The sequence below is a fragment of the Devosia sp. 67-54 genome (genome assembly GCF_001899075.1).
Classification (GTDB): Bacteria; Pseudomonadota; Alphaproteobacteria; order Rhizobiales; family Devosiaceae; genus Devosia_A.
This window is the reverse complement of record NZ_MKVA01000001.1, coordinates 1-19,085: the sequence shown is the minus strand read 5'-3', so window position 1 is coordinate 19,085 and position 19,085 is coordinate 1. Positions and strand designations below refer to the sequence as shown.

Genomic DNA, 19,085 nt, shown 5'->3' with positions numbered 1-19,085 from the left:
TCACGCGCCCGTGGCACACCCTTTGCACTACTTCCCCCGACTCAACACGTCTCGGGAGGAACGCGTGGAAAAGTGCGACGCGATGGTCGACGTTGGTCGACGCCGCTTTCTGACAGGAGCAACGCTCGGAGCGGCGGGGGTGGCGGCAGCCACCATGCTGCCGCGCGCCGCCGAGGCCGCCACGCCTTCGCAGGGCTCCGCCCTCGTCACCTATCCCGCGAACCGGCTCGGCAACGTTCAAGATCTTGTTCTGAACATTCCGCTCGAGGTAGGCTATCCCGACGCCGACGCTCCAGGCGTGCTGCTCAAGCTCGGCGCCAAGGTACCAGGTGGTGTCGGCCCCGACCAAGACATTGTCGGCTTCTCGACGACCTGCCCGCACAAGGGTTTCCCGCTCGCCTACAACTCTGGCGACAAGACCCTGAACTGCCCAGGCCACTACTCGCGCTTCGACTGCGAGCGCGGTGGCCAGCAGGTCTGGGGTCACGCGACGCAGAACCTGCCGCAATACGTGCTGAGAGTGGACGACAAGGGTGACATCTACGCCGAAGGCGTGGATGAGCTGCTCTACGGCCGCCTGTCGAACGTGCTCTGAGGGGAGATATCATGGCCTACAAACGTCAGATCGACCGGCTTCCGATCATACCAGCCGACGCCAAGGCGCACAACGTCACCTGCCAGTTCTGCATCGTGGGATGCGGCTATCATGCCTACACCTGGGATGTGAAGAAGCAGGGCGGCACGGCTGCGGGCGACAACCTTTTCGGGGTCGACCTCTCCCAACAGCAGGGCGCCGAGACCGCCGCCTGGTACTCGCCCTCGATGTACAACATCGTCAAGCAGGACGGGCGCGACGTTCACGTCGTCATCAAGCCGGACGAGAATTGCGTCGTGAATTCGGGCCTCGGCTCGATCCGCGGTGCCCGCATGGCGGAGATGTCGTACAGCCAGGCCCGGAGCACCCAGCAGCAGCGCCTGACCGATCCGATGGTCTGGCGCTATGGCCAGATGCAGCCCACCAGCTGGGACGATGCTCTCGACCTCGTCGCCCGGGTGACCTCTGCAGTGATCGCCGACCAGGGCGAAGACGGCCTCATCGTCTCCATGTTCGATCACGGCGGCGCCGGCGGCGGCTACGAGAACACCTGGGGCACCGGCAAGCTCTATTTCGGCGCCATGAAGATCAAGAACGTGCGCATCCACAATCGGCCGGCCTACAATTCCGAGGTCCACGCCACGCGCGACATGGGCATCGGCGAACTCAACAACTGCTACGAGGACGCCGAACTCGCGGACACCATCTTCGCCCTTGGGACCAATTCCCTCGAAACCCAGACGAATTACTTCCTGAACCACTGGATCCCCAATCTGCGGGGGACCTCGATGGACAAGAAGACGGCGCAGATGCCGAATGAGGCTCATCCCGCCGCCCGGATCGTCATCGTCGACCCGCGTCGCACGGTGACCGTCAATGCCTGTGAAGTGGAAGCTGGTAAGGACAACGTTCTACACCTGCGCGTCAATTCTGGCACCGACCTGGCATTACTCAATGCGCTCTTCACCTACGTCGCCGACAAGGGGTGGGTGGACAAGGACCTGATCGCCAAGTCTACCAACGACTATGACAAGGCGTTGAAGGCAAACCGCATGACCGTCGATGAGGCGGCCAAGATCACCGGGCTGAGCGCTGACGACATCGTCAAGGCGGCCGAATGGATCGCGATGCCCAAAGAGGACGGCAAGCGTCGCCGGACGATGTTTGCCTACGAGAAGGGCCTGATCTGGGGCAACGACAACTACCGCACCAACGCGGCCATCGCCGGCCTCGCTCTCGCGACCGGCAACCTCGGCCAGCTCGGCGGCGGCTGCGTGCGTATGGGTGGGCACCAGGAGGGCTATGTTCGCCCGGAATATCCGGGTCCGCGGCCGGCTCCGTACATCGACCAGCTGCTGATCGGCGGCAAGGGTGGCGTGCACCACATCTGGGCCTGCGACCACTACAAGACGACGCTGAATGCCGATGAATTCAAGCGGGTCTACAAGGAGCGCACCGACAAGGTGAAGGATGCCATGTCGGCCGTGCCCTATGGCGACCGCGACGCGCTGGTTAAGGCCATCCTCAAGGCCATCAAGGCCGGTGGCCTGTTCTCGGTCGACGTCGACATCGTCCCCACCAAGATCGGCCAGGCCGCGCATGTCTGGCTGCCGGCGGCGACCGCCGGCGAGATGAACCTGACGTCGATGAACGGCGAGCGTCGCCACCGCCTCACTGAGCGGTACATGGACCCTCCTGGACAGGCGATGCCCGACTGCCTCATCGCGGCCCGGCTTGCCAACAACATGGAGCGTGTCCTGCGCGAAATGGGCAAGACGGCCTATGCCGACCAGTTCAAAGGCTTCGATTGGAAGACCGAAGAAGATGCCTTCATGGACGGCTACCACCAGCACGCCGGTGGCGGCGAGTTCGTCACCTACGATCGCCTGAGGGCCATGGGAACCAACGGCTTCCAGGAGCCTGCCGTCGATTTCAAGGACGGCAAGATCATCGGGACACAGCGTCTGTTCACCGACGGCAAGTTCGGCGGCAAGGACGGCAAGGCCACCTTCTTCGAGACGGCTTGGCGCGGTCTCCAGGCGCCCGGCAAGCAGGCGGAGAAGGACAAGTACCCCTTCCTGATCAACAACGGCCGCGCCAATCACGTCTGGCAGAGCGCCTATCTCGATCAGCAGGAAGAGCTGGTCATGGATCGCTTCCCGTATCCCTTTATCGAGATGAATCCGGGCGACATGACCAAGCTTGGCCTCAAGGAAGGCGACCTGGTCGAGGTTTACAACTCCAATGGCTCGACGCAGGCGATGGCCTATCCGACGCCGAGCGCCAACCCCGGGCAGACTTTCATGCTCTTTGCATTCCCGACCGGTGTGCAGGGGAACGTCGTCTCGAAGGGCGTGAATGAGCTGATCATCCCCAACTACAAGCAGACCTGGGCCAGCATTCGGAAAATTTCGGATCGGCCCGGCAATACGGCTGGGGTGACCTTCAAGTCGCAGGAATACTCGGTGGGCTGAGGCTCAGGCGGCGGATGTGAAGGCATCCGCCGCGCCTGCCATGACGGTACATCAGCCCCCACTCCAGGACCACGCGCTGATACCAGCCGAAGTCTTTGCGATGATCGTCGCCGAGACGGCGAAGATCAGTCGATCGCGTCGCGTCGATCTCGATGCCGCGCTCGGGTGCGTCGTTGCCGGCGATGTCCATTCCGCGCGGCCGCTGCCCTATTTCGATCAATCGGCGGTTGACGGCTACGCCATTGGAGCGCCGATTGAAGCTGTAACGCTCCCTGCGCGCCTCACGGTGACAGGTTTCGCGGCGGCTGGAGCCGCCGCCGCCGCTCCTCTTAAGCCAGGGCAGTCGATGCGCATCGCTACGGGTGCGGTCGTTCCAGCCGGCGCGATCGCCGTCGTCATGCGGGAATACTGCCGCAAAGATGGCGATGATGTCCTGGTCGATCGGGTAACGGCGGCCGGCGCGAACATCCGCTTGCGGGGCGAGGACGTCGCGGTGGGCTCGGTGCTCGTCGAGTCCCACACACTGATCGACGCCCGGCATATAGCCATCCTTGCCTCTGCGGGAAGCGAGCACGTCGAGGTCGTCGATTGTCTGAGGGTGGCGGTCGTTTCAAGCGGCAACGAGTTGCGGCCGGTCGGGGACGGCACCGAGGGCCACCAGATCTACGACGCGAACCGCCCGATGTTGCGCGCGCTGCTGCGGGCCCCGTGGATCGAGCTTATCGATGGCGGCATCGTTGCGGACGACACCCAGGCGTTGGGCGCACAGCTATCCGCGCTGGCATTGACGGTCGACGCCATCGTCATGTCCGGTGGGGCGTCTGGCAGCGACACCGACCACACGGCAGCGGCGATCGCCACATTCGGAGGGGTGGCCCGGTCCGTCAGGATCGCACAGCGTCCCGGAAAGCCCATCGTGGTCGGATCGATCGGTGGTGTCCCCATCATGGGGTTGCCGGGCAATACCACCGCCGCCATGGTCAACTGCATGCTCTACGCCAGGCCGATGCTGATGGCGCGCGCAGGCTTGGCGCCGACCCGGCCGCGTGGGCAGCCGGCGGTGGCCCTGAGCGCTTTCGAGCACACGCCGATGCGCACCGACTTTGTCCCGGCGCGTGTCGTTCAGCACGGAGCCGACGGTCGCCCGATGCTCGAGCAATTGTCGCGGGGAGGCTCGACCCGGTTGCGCCCTTACGTCGAGGCCGACGGAATAGCCGAGCTGCCGCCGGAAATTGAGCGCGTGGAGAGCGGGAGTTCGATCATCTTCCATCCGTTCCGGAATGGTCTGAGCACCTGAGCGCAATGCTCTCCATTCAGTCAGAGCCCTTCGACCCGGGGGCCGAGCTCAATGCCTTCATTGCCGCAACAGACGGGGCCGGGGCCGCGGTGACGTTCACGGGCATCATGCGGTCGACGCCCGACGATCCTGTGTCTGCCATGACCATTGAGCACTACCCTGAGCTGGCCAGGGCCGAGATCGAGCGGATCATGAGCCGCGCCATGGAGCAGTTTTCGCTGCTGGACGTCCGCGTCATTCATCGTTTCGGCCGGCTTCTTCCGGGAGAGCCGATCATGCAGGTGATGACGCTCGCTCCGCATCGGCGAGCTGCGTTCGAGGCTGCCGAGTACCTCATGGACTATCTCAAGACCGACGCCCCATTCTGGAAGCTCGAGGAGCGGCCGTCCGGTGCGAGTTGGGTAGAGTCAAAGGCGTCGGACGAGGGGGCGCGGGCGGCAAGGATACCCATCCAGTCAACCAGTTAGGGCACCAACGTCGGGGCTTGATTAGGCCTGGCGGGCTATACTGGCCGAAGTTGCGGTCGGGTCGCGGCAACCGCCAGGGCGCTGAACGCAGCGATGCCGACCAGTGCGGAAGCCGCGACGATCCAAAGTCCCGTCACGGTCCCGGTGCGCCCGAGGAGCAAAGCCAGAGCGTAAGGCGCGAGAGCCGACGCGAACGTTCGCGCCGCGCCGATCCATCCCAGTCGGGCGCCATATCCCTCGCGTCCGAAAAGCTCGAGGGGCAGGGTGCCCCCAATGATCGATGTCAGCCCGGATCCCAAGCCGAAAATCACCGCGAACACGCATGCGCCCCAGATCGACGGGGCTGTGGGCAACAAGATGGCCACGCCGAGCGGTAATGCGCACGCCGCGAGGACCGCGAGGATCGTCTGGGGAAGCTCGCGTCCGAACACCATGTTGGTCAGCCGGCTCAGCACCTGGGCGGGTCCGAACAGCGTCGTGACGAGCACGCCCGACCCGCCGAGGCCAAGATCCTGAAGGACGGGCACCAGGTGGAACAGGACCGCTGAAAGCACGAACCCCTCGGTAAGGAAGCCCGCGAGCATCAGGACGAACTTGGGTCCGCCCAGTCGCGTAGATTTGGTCGGGAACGCACCCTCAGTCGCCTCGCGATGGACGTCGTGCCGCTTGAGCCCCGCGATGCCGGCGTGCACCGGGAGGCAGAGGGCGATGTTCATGATCGCAAACGCCAGATAGGTACCCCGCCAGCCGACCCCATGCTGTAGCGCGTCCGTGAGCGGCCAGAAGATCGTTGAGGCGAAGCCAGCGATGAGCGTCAGATAAGTGATCGTTCGTTGGTCGCCGCCCACCTGGACGATCGCCGCGAAGGCCGTGCTGTAGAGCACCAGCGCGGACGCCAGTTCGCCAATGACCAGTGCCACAGCGTACCCGGCGCCGCCCGGCGCAAGTCCCGCCGCGGCCAAAGCGGCTGCCGCAACGAGCGACCCAACTGCCATGATGCGGCCGGCGCCATACCTGTCGGCCCATTTGCCGGCGACGGGACCGAGTAGTCCGCCGGCGAGCAGCGCCACCGTCAGGGCGGCGTAAAGGCCTTCAGTGGACCAGCCCAGCGCCGGCGCCACGGCCGGCGCCAGCACTGAAAACGAGTAGTAGAGCGTGCCGTAACCGACGATTTGCGTCAGTCCGAGCCCGGCGATGACCCACGTCAGGGTGCGTTTGTCCGACATGGGTGGCTTTCTGGTTCAGGCAAGCTCGACCTGCGGGGCCGGCGCAGATGCTGTCCCGCAGCCGCACCCCGCTTCTCCCGCCGCCTTGGCGATCTCGTCGGCGACGCAGCACGCTGCGCTGGCGTCGACCGCAGGGCCGCCGCAGCACGACGATGCCGCCACCGATGCCGGCGCGGCACAGCAACTCGATCCGACCGACACGTCGGAATTGCAGACCCCGGTTTCGGGAAGGACCAGTTGCACCTGGCGGGCCGCGACATGGTCGCCGGCCAGCTCGGCGGCGATCGAGCGCACCTGCTCATAGCCCGTGGCCATCAGGAACGTCGGTGCGCGTCCGTAGCTCTTCGAGCCCACGATATAGAAGTCCGTTTCAGGCTGAGTGAGCTCAACCACGCCGTGAGGCGGAACATCGCCGCACGAGTGGAAGTTCGGATCGATCAACGACGAGAGCGCTGGCGGCGCCTCGGTAGCCGGATCGATCGCGACGCGCAGCTCGGAAAGCATCCCCAGATCCGGCCTGAAGCCGGTGGCGACGACAATTCGGTCGACCGTGATGCTGAGGGGGCTGCCGCCGAGCGTGCCCGTCACCGTCACGCCCTCTTCGGCCGCCGCAATATTTGTCGCGGCAAACGGCGCAAGGATTTGGAGACGACTCTCATCGATCGCCCGCTTCGCCGCCAGCCCGAGCGCGCCGCGCTCCGGCAGCTGGTCATTGATCCCGCCGCCGAGGAGCCGCTCGAGACGATTGCGCCGCAATGCCCACATCACCTTCGTGCCCGGGGCGGTCTCCTCCAAAGCCAGCAAGGCGAGGGCGGCGTTGATCGCGGAATGCCCGCTGCCGACAACAAGAGTGGTCTTGCCCGCATAGGTATGACGTGCGGTACCAAGGACATCGGGAATGCCGTACGCGATATGACCGGCGTTGGCGAGCTCGCCGGGCACCATCAGTCCGTCGACACCCATGGGGTTCGGCTGCGTCCAAGTGCCCGAAGCGTCGATCACGGCCCGCGCTTCCGTACGGTGGTCCATCCCGTTCCGATCCGTCCAGGCGATGACGAAGGGCGCGAGCTTGCGGCCAAGATTGGAGACCTTGTCGAGCCCCTTGCGAGTGATCGAGGTGACTGTCGCCGAAAGCCTCAGGTGCGGGGCAATTTCCGGCAATGCGGCGAGGGGCTTGAGATAGGCGTCTACCATCTGAGCACCGGTCGGCAGGTCGGTCACCCCGGGTGCCTCCCATCCCGCCTTTGTCAGCAGCGCCTCCGCCGCGCGGTCGATGTTGTACCGCCACGGGGAGAACACGCGAACATGGGCCCATTGCGACAGGGAGGCGCCAACGTCATCGCCTTTCTCAAACACGATGGGCTCGAGACCGCGAGCCACGAGTTGCGCGGCGGCCGCGAGGCCGACCGGGCCAGCGCCAATGACTGCAATCGGAAGGTGTTCGTTGGCCATGTCGTGATCCTTTGTTCGATCTTTCCAGAAGCTTAGAAATTCAAGACAAAAAAAGAGGCGGCGTTACGCTGCCTCCTCTGTGGCCGACATGCTGCAACTCGCCGCTTCGTCGGCGCAGCACTCGTCGGCAAGATAGCCCACCAGGCTGTTCATGCTGGTGTAATTGGCGCGGCAGATCAGCGTCGTGACTTGCCGCTCCTGGGTGACGAGACCAACCTCGACGAGCTTCTTCAGATGGTGGGAGAGCGTCGAGGAGGGGATGTCGAGCTTGAGCTGCAGCTTGCCGACCGCCAGGCCGCTGTCCCCCGCGCGGACCAGCGTACGGTACATGGTGAGACGCGTCTGGTTGCCGAGGGCCTCGAGCTGCGAAGCTACTGTTTCGATATTCATGGAAATAGCTTTTAGGCCGTTTTACCGAGTTGTTCAAGCTCTCATTGCGACCGAGCCGCATCTCGCTCGGACTTCGCCCACGCTTGCGTCGCCATCTGGACCGGGTCCCAGGGCGAGCTCAGCGGCGGCGTGTAGCTGAGGTCGAGGTCCGAAAACGTCTCGATCGTCATGCCGTGGAAGATCCCCGCCGCAAAGATGTCGATGCGTTTGGAGACCTCCGTGCCGTAGCTGCCCACGATCTGCGCGCCGAGGAGTTTGCCCGTGTTCCGGTCGGCGGTGACCCTAATGGTCATCGGCTTGGCGCCCGGATAGTAGACCTTGTGGTCCCATTGCGTGGAGTCGACCGATACCGGATCGAATCCGGCGGCGCGGGCGTCGCGGTCGTGGAAACCGGTTCGTGCGACAACGCGGTCGAAGACGCGCACCACCTGCGTTCCAAGGCTTCCTTCGAACAGGCGCTCCCGGCCGATGGCGTTTTCACCGGCGATCCGCCCCTGCTTGTGGGCGGTGGTGCCAAGGGGAAGATAGGTTACGCCCTGAGTGATGCGGTGGAAGGTCTCTACGCAGTCCCCGGCAGCATAGACATCGGGGAGGTTGGTTTCCATCCGCCGATTGACCTTGATGGCTCCCTTGAAGCCCGTCTGCGCCCCGGCGGCGACTGCGAGGGCAGTATCCGGCTTCGCGCCGGCCGCAACGAGCACCATGTCGGCCTCATGCGTGAAATTATTCGGCCCCTTCAGCCGCAGGCTCTCGCCCTCGGCGGCGATCTCGGCAATCGCCTGGCCGGCGAACAGACGCACGCCGTGGCGCTCCAGTTCCTGGCCGACGAGAGTGCCCAGATCCGGGTCGATCGTCGTCATGGCGCTCGGCGCCAGCTCGATCACCGTGACCTCGACGCTCCGATGCGTCATCGCCTCGGCCATTTCGAGCCCGATGTAGCCGGCGCCCACGATGGTCACGCGGCGGGGCCTGCGTGTCTCGAGGTGGCGTTCGAAGGCGAACATGTCGTCCATCCAGCGCAGCAGGAACACACCGGGCAGGTCGAGACCCGCAATCGGCGGTCTGATCGAGGTAGCGCCGGTGCCGATAACGAGCTTGTCGAACGCGTGCTCCACACCGGCGGCGTGCACGCGCTTTCCTTGTGCGTTGACCTGGTCGATCCGGGTATCGAGCAGCATTTCGATCCCAAGGGCCTCGATGTCAGCGGCCTTGCGATGCGCGAGATCCTGGGCGTTCGGTATCTCGCCACCGAGATAGAACGGAATTCCACATATGCTGAAATTGGGGTAGCGGTCGGCGACCGCCATTGTGACTTGCCAGTCCGGGGCCAGCTCACGCGTTCGCAGCGCAGCACTGATGCCGGCGTCGCTTCCGCCGACGATGAACAAACGGGGCATGATTATCTATCCTCCCACCAGGATCGGCTCTCCAGGCGGCAGCGATCACAACGACCGAGGCGGGCTGGACACGAGGCAAATATATCGACTATTCTCGATATATGGAACCCAGCTTAGCGACCGACGTGTTTGCGGCCTTGTCGCAAACCACTCGCCTCGAGGCGTTTCGCCTCATCATGAAGCACGAGCCGCACGGCCTGCCGGCAGGCGAAGTGGCACGCATTCTCGACGTGCCGCAGAACACCATGTCCACGCACCTCGCCATCCTGACGAGGGCAGGGCTCATCTCCTCCGAGCGCCAAAGCCGGTCGATCATCTACCGCGCCGAGGTTGAGCGGGTGCGCGAGCTCGCGAGCTTCCTCGTCAGCGATTGCTGCGGCGGGCGCCCCGAACTGTGCGAGCCGCTCGTCGCCGAATTCACTCCCTGCTGCGTACCTGGAGAAGGAAAAAATGCCTGCTGACCACGTCTACAACGTCCTGTTCCTCTGCACCGGAAACTCTGCGCGCTCGATCTTCGGCGAGGCGATCCTCAACCAGATCGGTGGCGGCAAATTCAAGGGCTACTCGGCCGGCAGCCATCCCAGGGGCGAGGTCCATCCGCGCACCCTCGCGGTTCTGCAGGAAGCCGGCATCCCGACAGACGAGCTGCGCTCCAAGAGCTGGGACGAGTTCGCGCTCCCGGGCGCACTGCAGATGGATTTCGTTTTCACGGTTTGCGACAATGCCGCCGGCGAAACCTGTCCGATCTGGCCAGGCCGGCCGCTGACGGCGCACTGGGGCATTGAAGACCCCGCTGCAGTTCGCGGTACCGACCTTGCGCAACGCGCGGCCTTCGAAGACGCGATGCGCTTCCTTCGCAACCGCATCGCGGCGTTCATCAGCCTGCCGCTCAAGAGCATCGACAGGATGGCCCTCGAGTCAAAGCTTCGTGGTATCGGCGCGATGGAGGGCTCGACCACGAAGTCGGCCGGCGCAGCTTGACGGATATCGCTCGGCGCCTCGTCGCAGAGGCCCTCGGATCGGCCATGCTCGTGGCCACGGTAGTCGGATCCGGCATCATGGCCGACCGGCTCACCGACGACACGGCGCTTGCGCTTCTCGGCAATACGCTGCCGACGGGCGCGATCCTGGTCGTCGTGATCAGCGTACTGGGCCCGATCTCCGGCGCCCATTTCAACCCAGCCATGTCGCTGGTATTCGCGCTGCGCCGGGAGCTGCCCTTCGCGGAACTGGCGCCCTATGTCGCGGCACAGATTCTTGGTGCCGTCGCCGGAGCTGTCGCCGCGCACCTGATGTTTGAACTGCCGATCGTCGAGGCGTCGACCCATGTTCGGACCGGCGGCGGCCAGTGGTTCTCGGAGGCCGTTGCGACCTTTGGACTGGTAATGGTCATTCTGGCTGGGGTCCGGTTTCAGCAGGCGGCGGTCCCGTGGCTGGTCGGGCTCTACATCACCGCTGCATATTGGTTCACGGCCTCGACGTCTTTTGCCAATCCGGCGGTGACGATCGCGCGCGCGCTGACCGATACTTTCTCTGGCATCCGACCGCTGGATGCTCCGGCGTTCATCATCGCCCAACTAGCCGGAGCGCTGATCGCGATGGCGCTCGCCGGCTGGCTCATCGGACGCGGGCCGGTCTCAGCGAAGGAAAGCGTCTGATGATCACCATCCTCGGCCGAATCAAGGAAACCGCTGCTGTCGATAGTTGGCGAAGGAACGGCATTCTGGAAAAGTCGGAATTTGCCAATGAAATCAATAGCGCGCTTATCGGGACGGTACGGTTGACGGTAGCAATTGGGAGCGGAATATTTTACCGAAGCAAATTCAACGTGTTAGGTACGCCCGGAATGATTGAGTGGGAGTAGGGCCGGGGCCCGGGAAGGGCTGGCGGAAGGGGAGCAGGTGGCGCGCGTGATCAGGCCGTCGATCTCGGATGTGGCTCGCCGCGCGGGGGTTTCCACGGCGACGGTGTCGCATGTCTATAATGGCACGCGGTTTGTCGCCGAGCCGACGCGGCAGCGGGTAATGGCGGCGGCCGCCGAGCTCAGTTATCGGCCGAACCTGGTGGCGGGCGCCATGCGCAGCAAGCGCACCCGCGCGGTCGGCGCGGTGCTGGCGCTGCCGGGGGCGGAGCCCTTCGCGACCACGATCATGCAGGGGGTGGAGTTCGCGCTGGCCGAAGCCGGGATCAGCCTGCTGTTTTCGGATTCGCGCAACGATCCGGACCGGGAGCTGGAAGCGATCGCGATGCTCGAATCGCGTCTCGTCGACGGGCTGGTGCTGCTGCCGGCGACGGGCGGCGGCTCGTACTACGAACGGATGGTCGAGCGCGGCAGGTCGTCGGCGGGCCGGCCCATCGTGCTCATCGACGCGCAGGTGGAAGGGTGCAGTTCGGTGTCGTCCGATCTCTATACGCCGACGCTGGAGGCGATGGAGCAACTGATCGCCAAGGGGCACCGGCGCATCGCGCTGCTGCGCAACGACAAGGACGTGACAGTGAGCCGGGCGAAGCTGGCGGGCTATCACGACGCCCTGCGGCGCCACGGCATGGACAGCGACCGCTGGGTATTTGCCGGCGGCATGACGCTGGCCGACGGCGCCCGGCTGATGCACGAAATCCTCGACCAGGGGGAGGCGACAGCCGTGATCATCGCCAACCACATCATGATGCTCGGCGCGCTGCCGGTGCTGCGCACGCGCGGCGTGTCGGTGCCTGACGAGCTCGCGATCCTCGGCTTCGAGGAATATCCGTGGATGGGCGCGGTGCTGCCGTCGATCTCGGTCATCACGCAGGACCCCTATGCGATCGGTGTCGAGGCGGCGCGGGTCATCCTGGAGCTGGGCGGCGCTCGGTCGGGCGGGCCGCCGATCGTGCGCACGGTCCCCACCAGCTTTGTCGACCGCGGCTCTTTGTAGTGCGTTGACGTAATCGGTTACCTACGGTAGAGATTGCCCGGATTAGGACGTAATCGATTACGTCCAGGCTTCGGGGAGGAAGTTCATGGCACTAGACTTGATCGATCGACTGGCAGCGGGCGCGCGCGTGGCGGTTGCGGCCATTGCGCTGGCCGGATGGGCCGGGACGGCACTGGCGGCGGCCGATGCGCCGCTCTCGGGGCAGGTGACGCTTTGGGGCGGGGCGAACCTGACCAGCGCCGCGCAGATCGTGCTCGAAGGGTTCACGGCCAAGAACCCCGGCGTTGCGCTGTCCTACGAGAAATTCCCCTTCGCCGAATACCCCACCAAGATGCGCCTGCAGCTTTCGACCGGTGCCGATACGCCGGACGTCATGATCGTGCACGATTTCCTGGTCGATTCGTTCATCAAGGCCGGCTGGCTGGCCGACCTGTCGAGCGTAATTTCCCCCGACGCGTTCCTGGCCGGCTCGCTGGGCAACGTCACCGCGGACGGCAAGATTTACGGCATCCCCGGGCAGTCGAACCCGACCGGCCTGTGGTATCGCGCCGATGTCTTCAAGCAGCTCGGCATCGCCGCTCCGACGACCTTCGAGGACTACACGGCCGCGGCTCAAAAGCTCAAGGACGCGGGCTATTTCATCGACGCGTTCGACCCGAGCGCAGCCGCGACGCCCTTCCAGCTCTATCTCTACCATGCGGGCGGCGCGATATTTAACGCCGACGGCTCGATCGGCCTCGGCGACAAGGCCGTCGCGGCGCTCACCACGCTGCGCGACATGGTCGACAAGGGCTATTTCTTCTCTGCCACGCCCAATCAGGCGGATTATTGGAGCGCCGTGAACGGCGGCAAGATCGTGGCGCGCTTCGCCGCCTCGTCGGACGCCGCCTATCTCGACACCAATCTCGACCCCAAGGGCGCCGGCGGCTATGGCAACTGGGTCTATGCCGATCCGCCGCAGTTCGACGGCGCGGCCAAGACCTATCTCTACGACCAGAGCTTCATCGTGGTGAACGCCAAGTCGAAGAACCTGCCGGCCGCGATCGCCGTGGCGCAATATCTGACCACCAACACCGACGCCGCGCTCGTCTATGACAGCATCGAGCGTCCCGGCATCGTCGTGCGGCAGACGCCGACCGCGCTCGAGGCGCTGAAGGCGGTCGAGGGCGGCGCCACCGGCTGGGCCGTCTATGGCGGCGAACGCGTCAACGCGACGAAGGCCAAATTGCTGCTCGCTGCCCCGCCGGGCACCGTGCACAAGGACAGCCGCTGGAACGCCGCGACCGATGCCATCAACCTCATCCTGCCGCAGGTGTTCTCGGGCGCGCTGAGTCCGCAGGATGCGGTGGCTCAGATGACCGAGCAGCTTCAGTCCATTCAATGACCACTGCGCTCTCGCGCCGGGATCGGGTCGCCCCCGATTCCGGCGCCTCCCGCGGAACGTCTCGCGCCCGCCTGTGGGCGAACATGCGCCGCAACGGGCACGTCTATCTGTGGGTGTCGCCCTTCATCATCTTCTTTCTGTGCGTCGATCTCTATCCGACCCTGTGGGGGTTCGGGCTGAGCCTGTTCAAATGGGATGGCTTTACCCCGCCCGTCTTCGTCGGCGCCGCGAACTTCGTGCGCATGATGCGCGATCCGCTGTTCTGGACGACAACTTGGAACACGCTGGTGCTGCTGCTGCTCATCGTGCCGGCGCGCACTTTCCTGGCGCTCGTCCTCGCCGCCATGATCAACTCGGCGATCGTGCGGCGGAAGCATTTCTTCTCGGCCTTCCTGATGCTTCCCAACGTCACCGCGACGGTGGTGGTGGCGATCATCTTCAACGTGCTGCTGGTCACCAATGGCGGCCTGGTGAACACCGTGCTCGGCTGGGTGGGCATTCCCGCCGTGTCCTGGCTCGATTCCACCGAATGGTCGAAGGTCTCGCTGGCGATCCTCAATCTGTGGAAGGCCACCGGCTATTTCGCGCTGATCATGCTGGCCGGCCTGCAACAGATCCCGAAGGTGACCTATGAGGCGGCACAACTGGACGGCGCCGGCCCGATCCGCACCTTCTTTTCGATCACCATCCCGCAAATGCGGAACGTCATCCTCTTCGTCGTCATCGTCTCGACGATCTGGCTGGTGCAGAACATCGCCGACGCCATGGTGCTCACCCAGGGCGGCCCGTCCTATTCGTCGACGCCGTTGATGTATTTCATGTTCATCAAGGCGTTCTCGCAATTCGATCTCGGCTATGCCGCAGCGATCTCGCTGGCGCTGTTCGTGCTGATGACGCTGCTCAGCGCCGGCACCTTCGCTGTCAACCGGCGGGGCGCGAAATGAAGGCCCTTTTCGCGCGGCCGGGCAATGTGGTGCTGTTCTTCGTCCTCTGGCTCATGGTGTTCCTGAGCCTGGCGCCCTTCGTGTTCATGGTGCTGGGCAGCTTCAAGACCAACCACGAGCTCATCAGCCTGACGCCCAGCCTGCTGCCGCAGAACGGCTTCAACCTCGACAAATACGCGGCGCTGTTCGCCTATTGGCCATTCCTGCGCAACCTGTTCAACAGCGTCGTCGTCTCCAGCATCGTCACCCTCTCGGTCACCGTGACCTCGCTGCTGGTGGGCTATTCGCTGGCGAAATTCGAGTTCCCCGGACGCGGCATCCTCACCGTAATCATCATCGCCACACTGATGGTGCCGTTCGAGACGCGGCTCGTTCCGACCTATGTGCTGTTCCGCAGCCTCGGCCTCATCAACACCTATGCCGGCCTCGTCATTCCCGGCATGGTGACGGCGTTCGGCATCTTCATGGTCCGCCAGTTCGCGCTGGACAGTGTGCCGGACGAATTGCTCGAGGCGGCCCGGCTGGATGGTGCGTCCGAGTTCCGCATCCTGCGCTCCATCGTCGCCCCGATCCTGGCGCCGGCGCTGGTGTCGCTGGCGCTGCTGACCTTCATCAATTCGTGGAACGACTTTCTGTGGCCGCTGGTGGCGGTGGTGAACTCCGACATGTTCACCGTCAGCGTCGCCCTGCGCAGCCTCGCCGACCCCTCCAACATTACCGATTACGGCATGGTGCTCGCGGCCGCCGTGATCAGCGTGATCCCGGTGCTGGCGGTGTTCGCGCTGTTCAGCCGGCAGATCACTACCGCCGTCATGCAGGGTTCGGGGCGCGAATCGTGAGTGCCAATTCTGACGGCGCGCTGCCCTGGCCGCTCGATTTCGACCGCGCCGACGACGCGCCGCCCTTCTTTCACCTGGCCGTCGAGGCGGCGCTGGCGAGCGTGCGGCCGCAGACGGCCGCCACCTTCGCGATGATCCCCAATTTCCGGTTCAACCACACCGGCTTTCGCCCGGCGCGGCTCGACGACCTTTATCTGGGCCGCCTTGTTCTGTCCCGTGACGCGGAGCGCCGCCAGGTCGTCGCCGCGCAGCACGACAGCACCTCGGGCGAGCGCTGGACGCTGACGCTGGGCAGCGGCGAGCGGCTGCTGGCACCCGGCGCCGACTGGACCGTCGAGTCCGCGGCCGAAGGCAATGCCGCTCGGTTCGAGGGCTGGGTCGAGGAGGAGGGGGCCGACCGCCTGGTGTTCGCCCGCCTGCGGCACATGGCCCGCCTGCTGTCGCGCGCGCCGATCGATCGTCCTGTCCTGCATCGCCCCACGCTGTTTTTCGGCCTGCGGGAGCTGCAGGGGCGGCGCTTCGACCTCATCGATCTCACGCATGGCTGCGAGACCGCGCTGCAGTTGCAGCCGGTCGAGACCGCCACGCGGCTCGTGGGCGACAGGCAGACGGCGCTTACCTGCTTCGTCCTCGCCGGCCGCAACAGCATTCCCACTTACTGGTGGGTCGACCCCGACGATCGCGTCATCGCTATGTCGGGAATCCTCTGGACCTATGTCCTGATCAGTCCGGATCGCCTGCCATGAGACGTCGCCCCAACATCGTGCTGCTCACCGCCGACCAGTTGTCGTGGAACGTCCGTTCGGGCGCGGGCAACCGCTACGTCTCGACGCCCGCCATGGATCGCATCGCCGGGCGCGGCGTGACCTTTCAGCGCGCCTACGCCTCCGATCCGGTCTGCGCGCCGCAGCGCACCTCGTGGATGACGGGTCGGTATGGCAGCGAAACTGGAACGCCGTTCAATGGCGGCCGGCTGCACCCCGACATTGCCGATCTCGGTGCGGTGCTGCGGGAGGGTGGCTACAGCACCTTCCATGCGGGAAAATGGCATGTGGATGGCCGCCCGGCCGCCACCTCGTTCGACGTGATCTTCGGCGGTCAGCGCGAGATCGCCGCCGGCGGCGCCGAGATCCACGACGCGACCATCGCCCGCACGACCGCCGGCTTCCTCGCCTCCGGCGCGCTGCCCGAGCCGTTCTATCTGCAGGCGCATTTCGTCAATCCGCACGATGTCTGCGAATATCTGCACCGCTTCGAGTCGCGGAACATGCCCGACCTGGTCGCGCAGGAGATCGTCGCCGAAGCGGAGCTGCCGCCGCTGCCCGACAATTTCGATTTCGACATCGCGCAGGAGACGGTGGCGCAGATCGCCGCCCGCCGCGTGCCCGGCTGCTACATCCATGACGGCATCCGCGCGGCCGTCGCGGGCTGGAGCGAGCTCGACTGGCGCACCTATATCTGGCGTTATTATCGCTATGTCGAGGATGTGGATCGCAATATCGGGCTGGTCCTCGATGCGCTCGAAAGCAGCGGCGTGGCCGACGACACCATTCTCATCTTCACCGCCGACCATGGCGAGAGCTGTGCCAGCCACCACATGTTCCAGAAATTCACGCTGTACGACGAAAGCGCCCGGGTGCCGTTCGTCGTCTCGAGCCTGGGATCGGTCGCGCTGCCGCGCGCCGGCGAGGTGGAGGATGGCGTGCTGGTGTCGGCGGTCGATCTGTTCAGCACCATCTGCGACTATGCCGGCGTCGCGCGGCCCGCCGGCACCCACGGCATGAGCCTGCGTGGCAGCGTCGACAGCGCCGGGACAGCCGGCCGCGAATGGGCCTATATGGAGGTGAACTTCCTGGGCCGGGGCATCGTCGACAGCCGCTTCAAATACATAACCGAATATGTGCCGGAGCCGGAGCGGGCCGCGCTGCCGCCGAACGGCCAGCGCAACGTGCAGGGCAGGGAGCAGCTCTACGACCTGCTGCAGGACCCAGGCGAGACCGTGAACCTTGCCTATGACCCGCAGCATTCGGGCATCGTCGTGCGGATGCGGCAGCGCCTGCGCGAGACCGAAGCCCGCATGAGCCAGCGCCCGCTCGGCGATCCCGGCGCAATCGCGACGGCTGCCGAATGGTCGCGCCAGACGCTCGAACAATGGCGCGCGCTCGTGCCGCGCGACGCAAAGTGAGGATGAGATGAGCCCGTCGGATATCCAGCGCCCCCGTTTTCACTTCACGCCGCAGCGCAATTGGATAAACGATCCCAACGGCCTCATCTGGGTCGATGGGGTGTGGCACCTGTTCTTCCAGTACAACCCGCTCGGCAATGACTGGGGCAATATGAGCTGGGGCCACGCGGTGAGCCCCGATCTCGTCAATTGGCGCGAGCTCGACGTCGCCATCCGCTTCGACGCCGAAGCCGCGATTTTCTCCGGCTCCGTCGTCAACGATTTGCGCAACAGCAGCGGGCTCGGCAGCAAGGATGCGCCGCCGCTGGTCGCCGCCTATACCAGCGCCTATGCCACGGGCAAACAGGCGCAGTCGCTCGCGGTCAGCACCGATGCCGGCCTCACCTGGCGGAAATACGCCGGCAACCCGGTGCTCGACCGGAACTCGAGCGCCTTCCGCGATCCCAAGGTATTCCGCTACGGCGGCGAGGCAGGCTGGTGGGTGCTCGTTTCCGTCGAGGCGGATGACGAGGAGGCGCATATCTTCACCTCCGCCAACCTCATCGACTGGACGCCCTCGGATCGGGTGGCGTTCCCCGACAAGGAGCAATTGCTGTGGGAGTGCCCGGACCTGTTTCCGCTCCGCCACGGCGGGCGCGAGGTGTGGGTGCTCGTGATGAGCGTCAACGAGAAGTCGCGCGGCCGCGGCAGCGCCACGCGCTATCTGCTGGGGGATTTCGACGGGCGCAAATTCACGCCGCTCCCCGGCGCCGGCTGGGAGATGCTCGACCACGGCCGCGACTTCTATGCCGCGGCTACCTTCAACGACGCGCCTGAGGGCCGCCGGATCATCATCGGCTGGATGAGCAACTGGCAATATGCCGGCGCGTTTCCGTCGCCGACCTGGCGGGGCAGCATGACGCTGCCCCGCGAACTGACGCTGGTCGAACGCGAGGGCAGGCTGCTGGTCGCGCAGCGTGTAGTTTCGGAAGCCGCAAAGCTGGAGCGAGCCGCCGAGCGTGTCGATCTCGCGGGCGCCGACCTTAGCGCCGGGGTCGAACTCGACGCCGGAGAGTCTTACCGGCTGAGCCTGAGCCTTGCCCTCGGCGCCGACGCGAAACTCCAGATCGCGCTAGCGGCAGCCGGCCAGTTCGCGACTCTCGTGTCTTACGATGCGACGCTCGGGCAGTTGACCCTCGACCGCACTTGCAGCGGCCCCGACAGCATCCACCCGCGCTTCCCCTCCACCTCCACCGCGCAGCCTCTGGCGTCCACCACCGAACTACAGCTGGACCTTTATGTCGACACGACCTCGGTCGAGCTGTTCGCCGCCGACGGCAACGTCGCCATCACCGACTGCATCGCACCCGCGCCTAGACCGAGAAAGGTCCGCATTCGCATGACCGAGGGAAACGCAACGGTCGTGGCGGGAGAACTCGTGCCGATCGGAGATGCTGCAAAGCCCGCCTAGCTGTCGAAGCTATGAAGGTTGTTCATTCGAGGGGGGACTGAGAAGCTGGGGTTGCGAAGCCAACCAACCT

General features: G+C 65.2%; 19 protein-coding genes. 15 read left to right on the top strand and 4 right to left on the bottom strand.

What is annotated here, in order from left to right:
- Nucleotides 1–64: 64 nt before the first annotated feature.
- From BGO82_RS00095 to BGO82_RS00080, 4 genes are all read left to right on the top strand, one after another.
- Nucleotides 65–595 carry an arsenate reductase (azurin) small subunit gene (locus BGO82_RS00095; protein WP_291303499.1) on the top strand — a complete coding sequence of 177 codons (531 nt, stop codon included), beginning with the start codon at nt 65–67 and terminating at the stop codon, nt 593–595.
- 11 nt (nt 596–606) lie between these two features.
- A complete protein-coding gene (locus tag BGO82_RS00090) occupies nt 607–3,069 on the top strand; it encodes an arsenate reductase (azurin) large subunit (RefSeq protein ID WP_291303498.1) in 2,463 nt (820 codons plus the stop codon).
- Between the two features lie 100 nt (nt 3,070–3,169).
- On the top strand, nt 3,170–4,366 hold the full coding sequence (gene glp / locus BGO82_RS00085; RefSeq protein ID WP_291303497.1) for a gephyrin-like molybdotransferase Glp: 1,197 nt from the start codon (nt 3,170–3,172) through the stop codon (nt 4,364–4,366).
- 5 nt (nt 4,367–4,371) lie between these two features.
- A complete protein-coding gene (locus BGO82_RS00080) occupies nt 4,372–4,833 on the top strand; it encodes a molybdenum cofactor biosynthesis protein MoaE (protein ID WP_366246918.1) in 462 nt (153 codons plus the stop codon).
- Between the two features lie 35 nt (nt 4,834–4,868).
- On the opposite strand, the gene arsK is transcribed toward BGO82_RS00080, so the two are convergent.
- The 4 genes from arsK to BGO82_RS00060 all read right to left on the bottom strand — a co-directional run bounded on the left by arsK (nt 4,869) and on the right by BGO82_RS00060 (nt 9,298).
- On the bottom strand, nt 4,869–6,059 hold the full coding sequence (arsK, locus tag BGO82_RS00075) for an arsenite efflux MFS transporter ArsK (protein WP_291303496.1): 1,191 nt from the start codon (nt 6,057–6,059) through the stop codon (nt 4,869–4,871).
- 15 nt (nt 6,060–6,074) lie between these two features.
- A complete protein-coding gene (locus BGO82_RS00070; RefSeq protein ID WP_291303495.1) occupies nt 6,075–7,511 on the bottom strand; it encodes an FAD-dependent oxidoreductase in 1,437 nt (478 codons plus the stop codon).
- A gap of 63 nt (nt 7,512–7,574) precedes the next feature.
- On the bottom strand, nt 7,575–7,901 hold the full coding sequence (locus BGO82_RS00065; protein WP_291303494.1) for a metalloregulator ArsR/SmtB family transcription factor: 327 nt from the start codon (nt 7,899–7,901) through the stop codon (nt 7,575–7,577).
- A 41-nt stretch (nt 7,902–7,942) separates the two neighbouring features.
- Nucleotides 7,943–9,298, bottom strand: a complete 1,356-nt coding sequence (locus BGO82_RS00060; RefSeq protein WP_291303493.1) for an FAD-dependent oxidoreductase — start codon at nt 9,296–9,298, stop codon at nt 7,943–7,945.
- 101 nt (nt 9,299–9,399) lie between these two features.
- Here BGO82_RS00060 and BGO82_RS00055 point away from each other — a divergent pair, with 101 nt between their 5' ends.
- The 11 genes from BGO82_RS00055 (at nt 9,400) to BGO82_RS00005 (ending at nt 19,015) form a co-directional block, all read left to right on the top strand.
- The gene (locus BGO82_RS00055) at nt 9,400–9,759 is read left to right on the top strand and encodes a metalloregulator ArsR/SmtB family transcription factor (protein ID WP_291303492.1); all 360 of its coding nucleotides are present in this window, start codon (nt 9,400–9,402) and stop codon (nt 9,757–9,759) included.
- Nucleotides 9,749–10,279 carry an arsenate reductase ArsC gene (locus tag BGO82_RS00050; protein ID WP_291303491.1) on the top strand — a complete coding sequence of 177 codons (531 nt, stop codon included), beginning with the start codon at nt 9,749–9,751 and terminating at the stop codon, nt 10,277–10,279. Before BGO82_RS00055 ends, BGO82_RS00050 begins: the two co-directional genes overlap by 11 nt.
- The gene (locus BGO82_RS00045; protein WP_291303490.1) at nt 10,276–10,956 is read left to right on the top strand and encodes an MIP/aquaporin family protein; all 681 of its coding nucleotides are present in this window, start codon (nt 10,276–10,278) and stop codon (nt 10,954–10,956) included. Before BGO82_RS00050 ends, BGO82_RS00045 begins: the two co-directional genes overlap by 4 nt.
- Complete coding sequence (locus BGO82_RS00040; RefSeq protein ID WP_291303489.1) at nt 10,956–11,162, top strand: hypothetical protein; 207 nt, start codon at nt 10,956–10,958, stop codon at nt 11,160–11,162. The genes BGO82_RS00045 and BGO82_RS00040 overlap by 1 nt, the downstream gene beginning before the upstream one ends.
- A 46-nt stretch (nt 11,163–11,208) precedes the next feature.
- The gene (locus BGO82_RS00035) at nt 11,209–12,213 is read left to right on the top strand and encodes a LacI family DNA-binding transcriptional regulator (protein ID WP_291303488.1); all 1,005 of its coding nucleotides are present in this window, start codon (nt 11,209–11,211) and stop codon (nt 12,211–12,213) included.
- 85 nt (nt 12,214–12,298) lie between these two features.
- Entirely contained in the window at nt 12,299–13,597 is a 1,299-nt protein-coding gene (locus tag BGO82_RS00030; protein ID WP_291303487.1) for an extracellular solute-binding protein, read from the top strand.
- Nucleotides 13,594–14,541 (top strand): sugar ABC transporter permease, encoded by a 948-nt coding sequence (locus BGO82_RS00025; RefSeq protein ID WP_291303486.1) that lies wholly within the window; start codon nt 13,594–13,596, stop codon nt 14,539–14,541. Before BGO82_RS00030 ends, BGO82_RS00025 begins: the two co-directional genes overlap by 4 nt.
- Nucleotides 14,538–15,380, top strand: a complete 843-nt coding sequence (locus tag BGO82_RS00020) for a carbohydrate ABC transporter permease (RefSeq protein ID WP_291303485.1) — start codon at nt 14,538–14,540, stop codon at nt 15,378–15,380. Before BGO82_RS00025 ends, BGO82_RS00020 begins: the two co-directional genes overlap by 4 nt.
- Nucleotides 15,377–16,126, top strand: a complete 750-nt coding sequence (locus BGO82_RS00015) for a hypothetical protein (protein WP_291303484.1) — start codon at nt 15,377–15,379, stop codon at nt 16,124–16,126. Before BGO82_RS00020 ends, BGO82_RS00015 begins: the two co-directional genes overlap by 4 nt.
- Entirely contained in the window at nt 16,123–17,565 is a 1,443-nt protein-coding gene (locus BGO82_RS00010) for a sulfatase-like hydrolase/transferase (protein ID WP_291303483.1), read from the top strand. The genes BGO82_RS00015 and BGO82_RS00010 overlap by 4 nt, the downstream gene beginning before the upstream one ends.
- Before the next feature lie 7 nt (nt 17,566–17,572).
- Entirely contained in the window at nt 17,573–19,015 is a 1,443-nt protein-coding gene (locus BGO82_RS00005) for a glycoside hydrolase family 32 protein (protein ID WP_291303482.1), read from the top strand.
- Nucleotides 19,016–19,085: the final 70 nt, after the last annotated feature.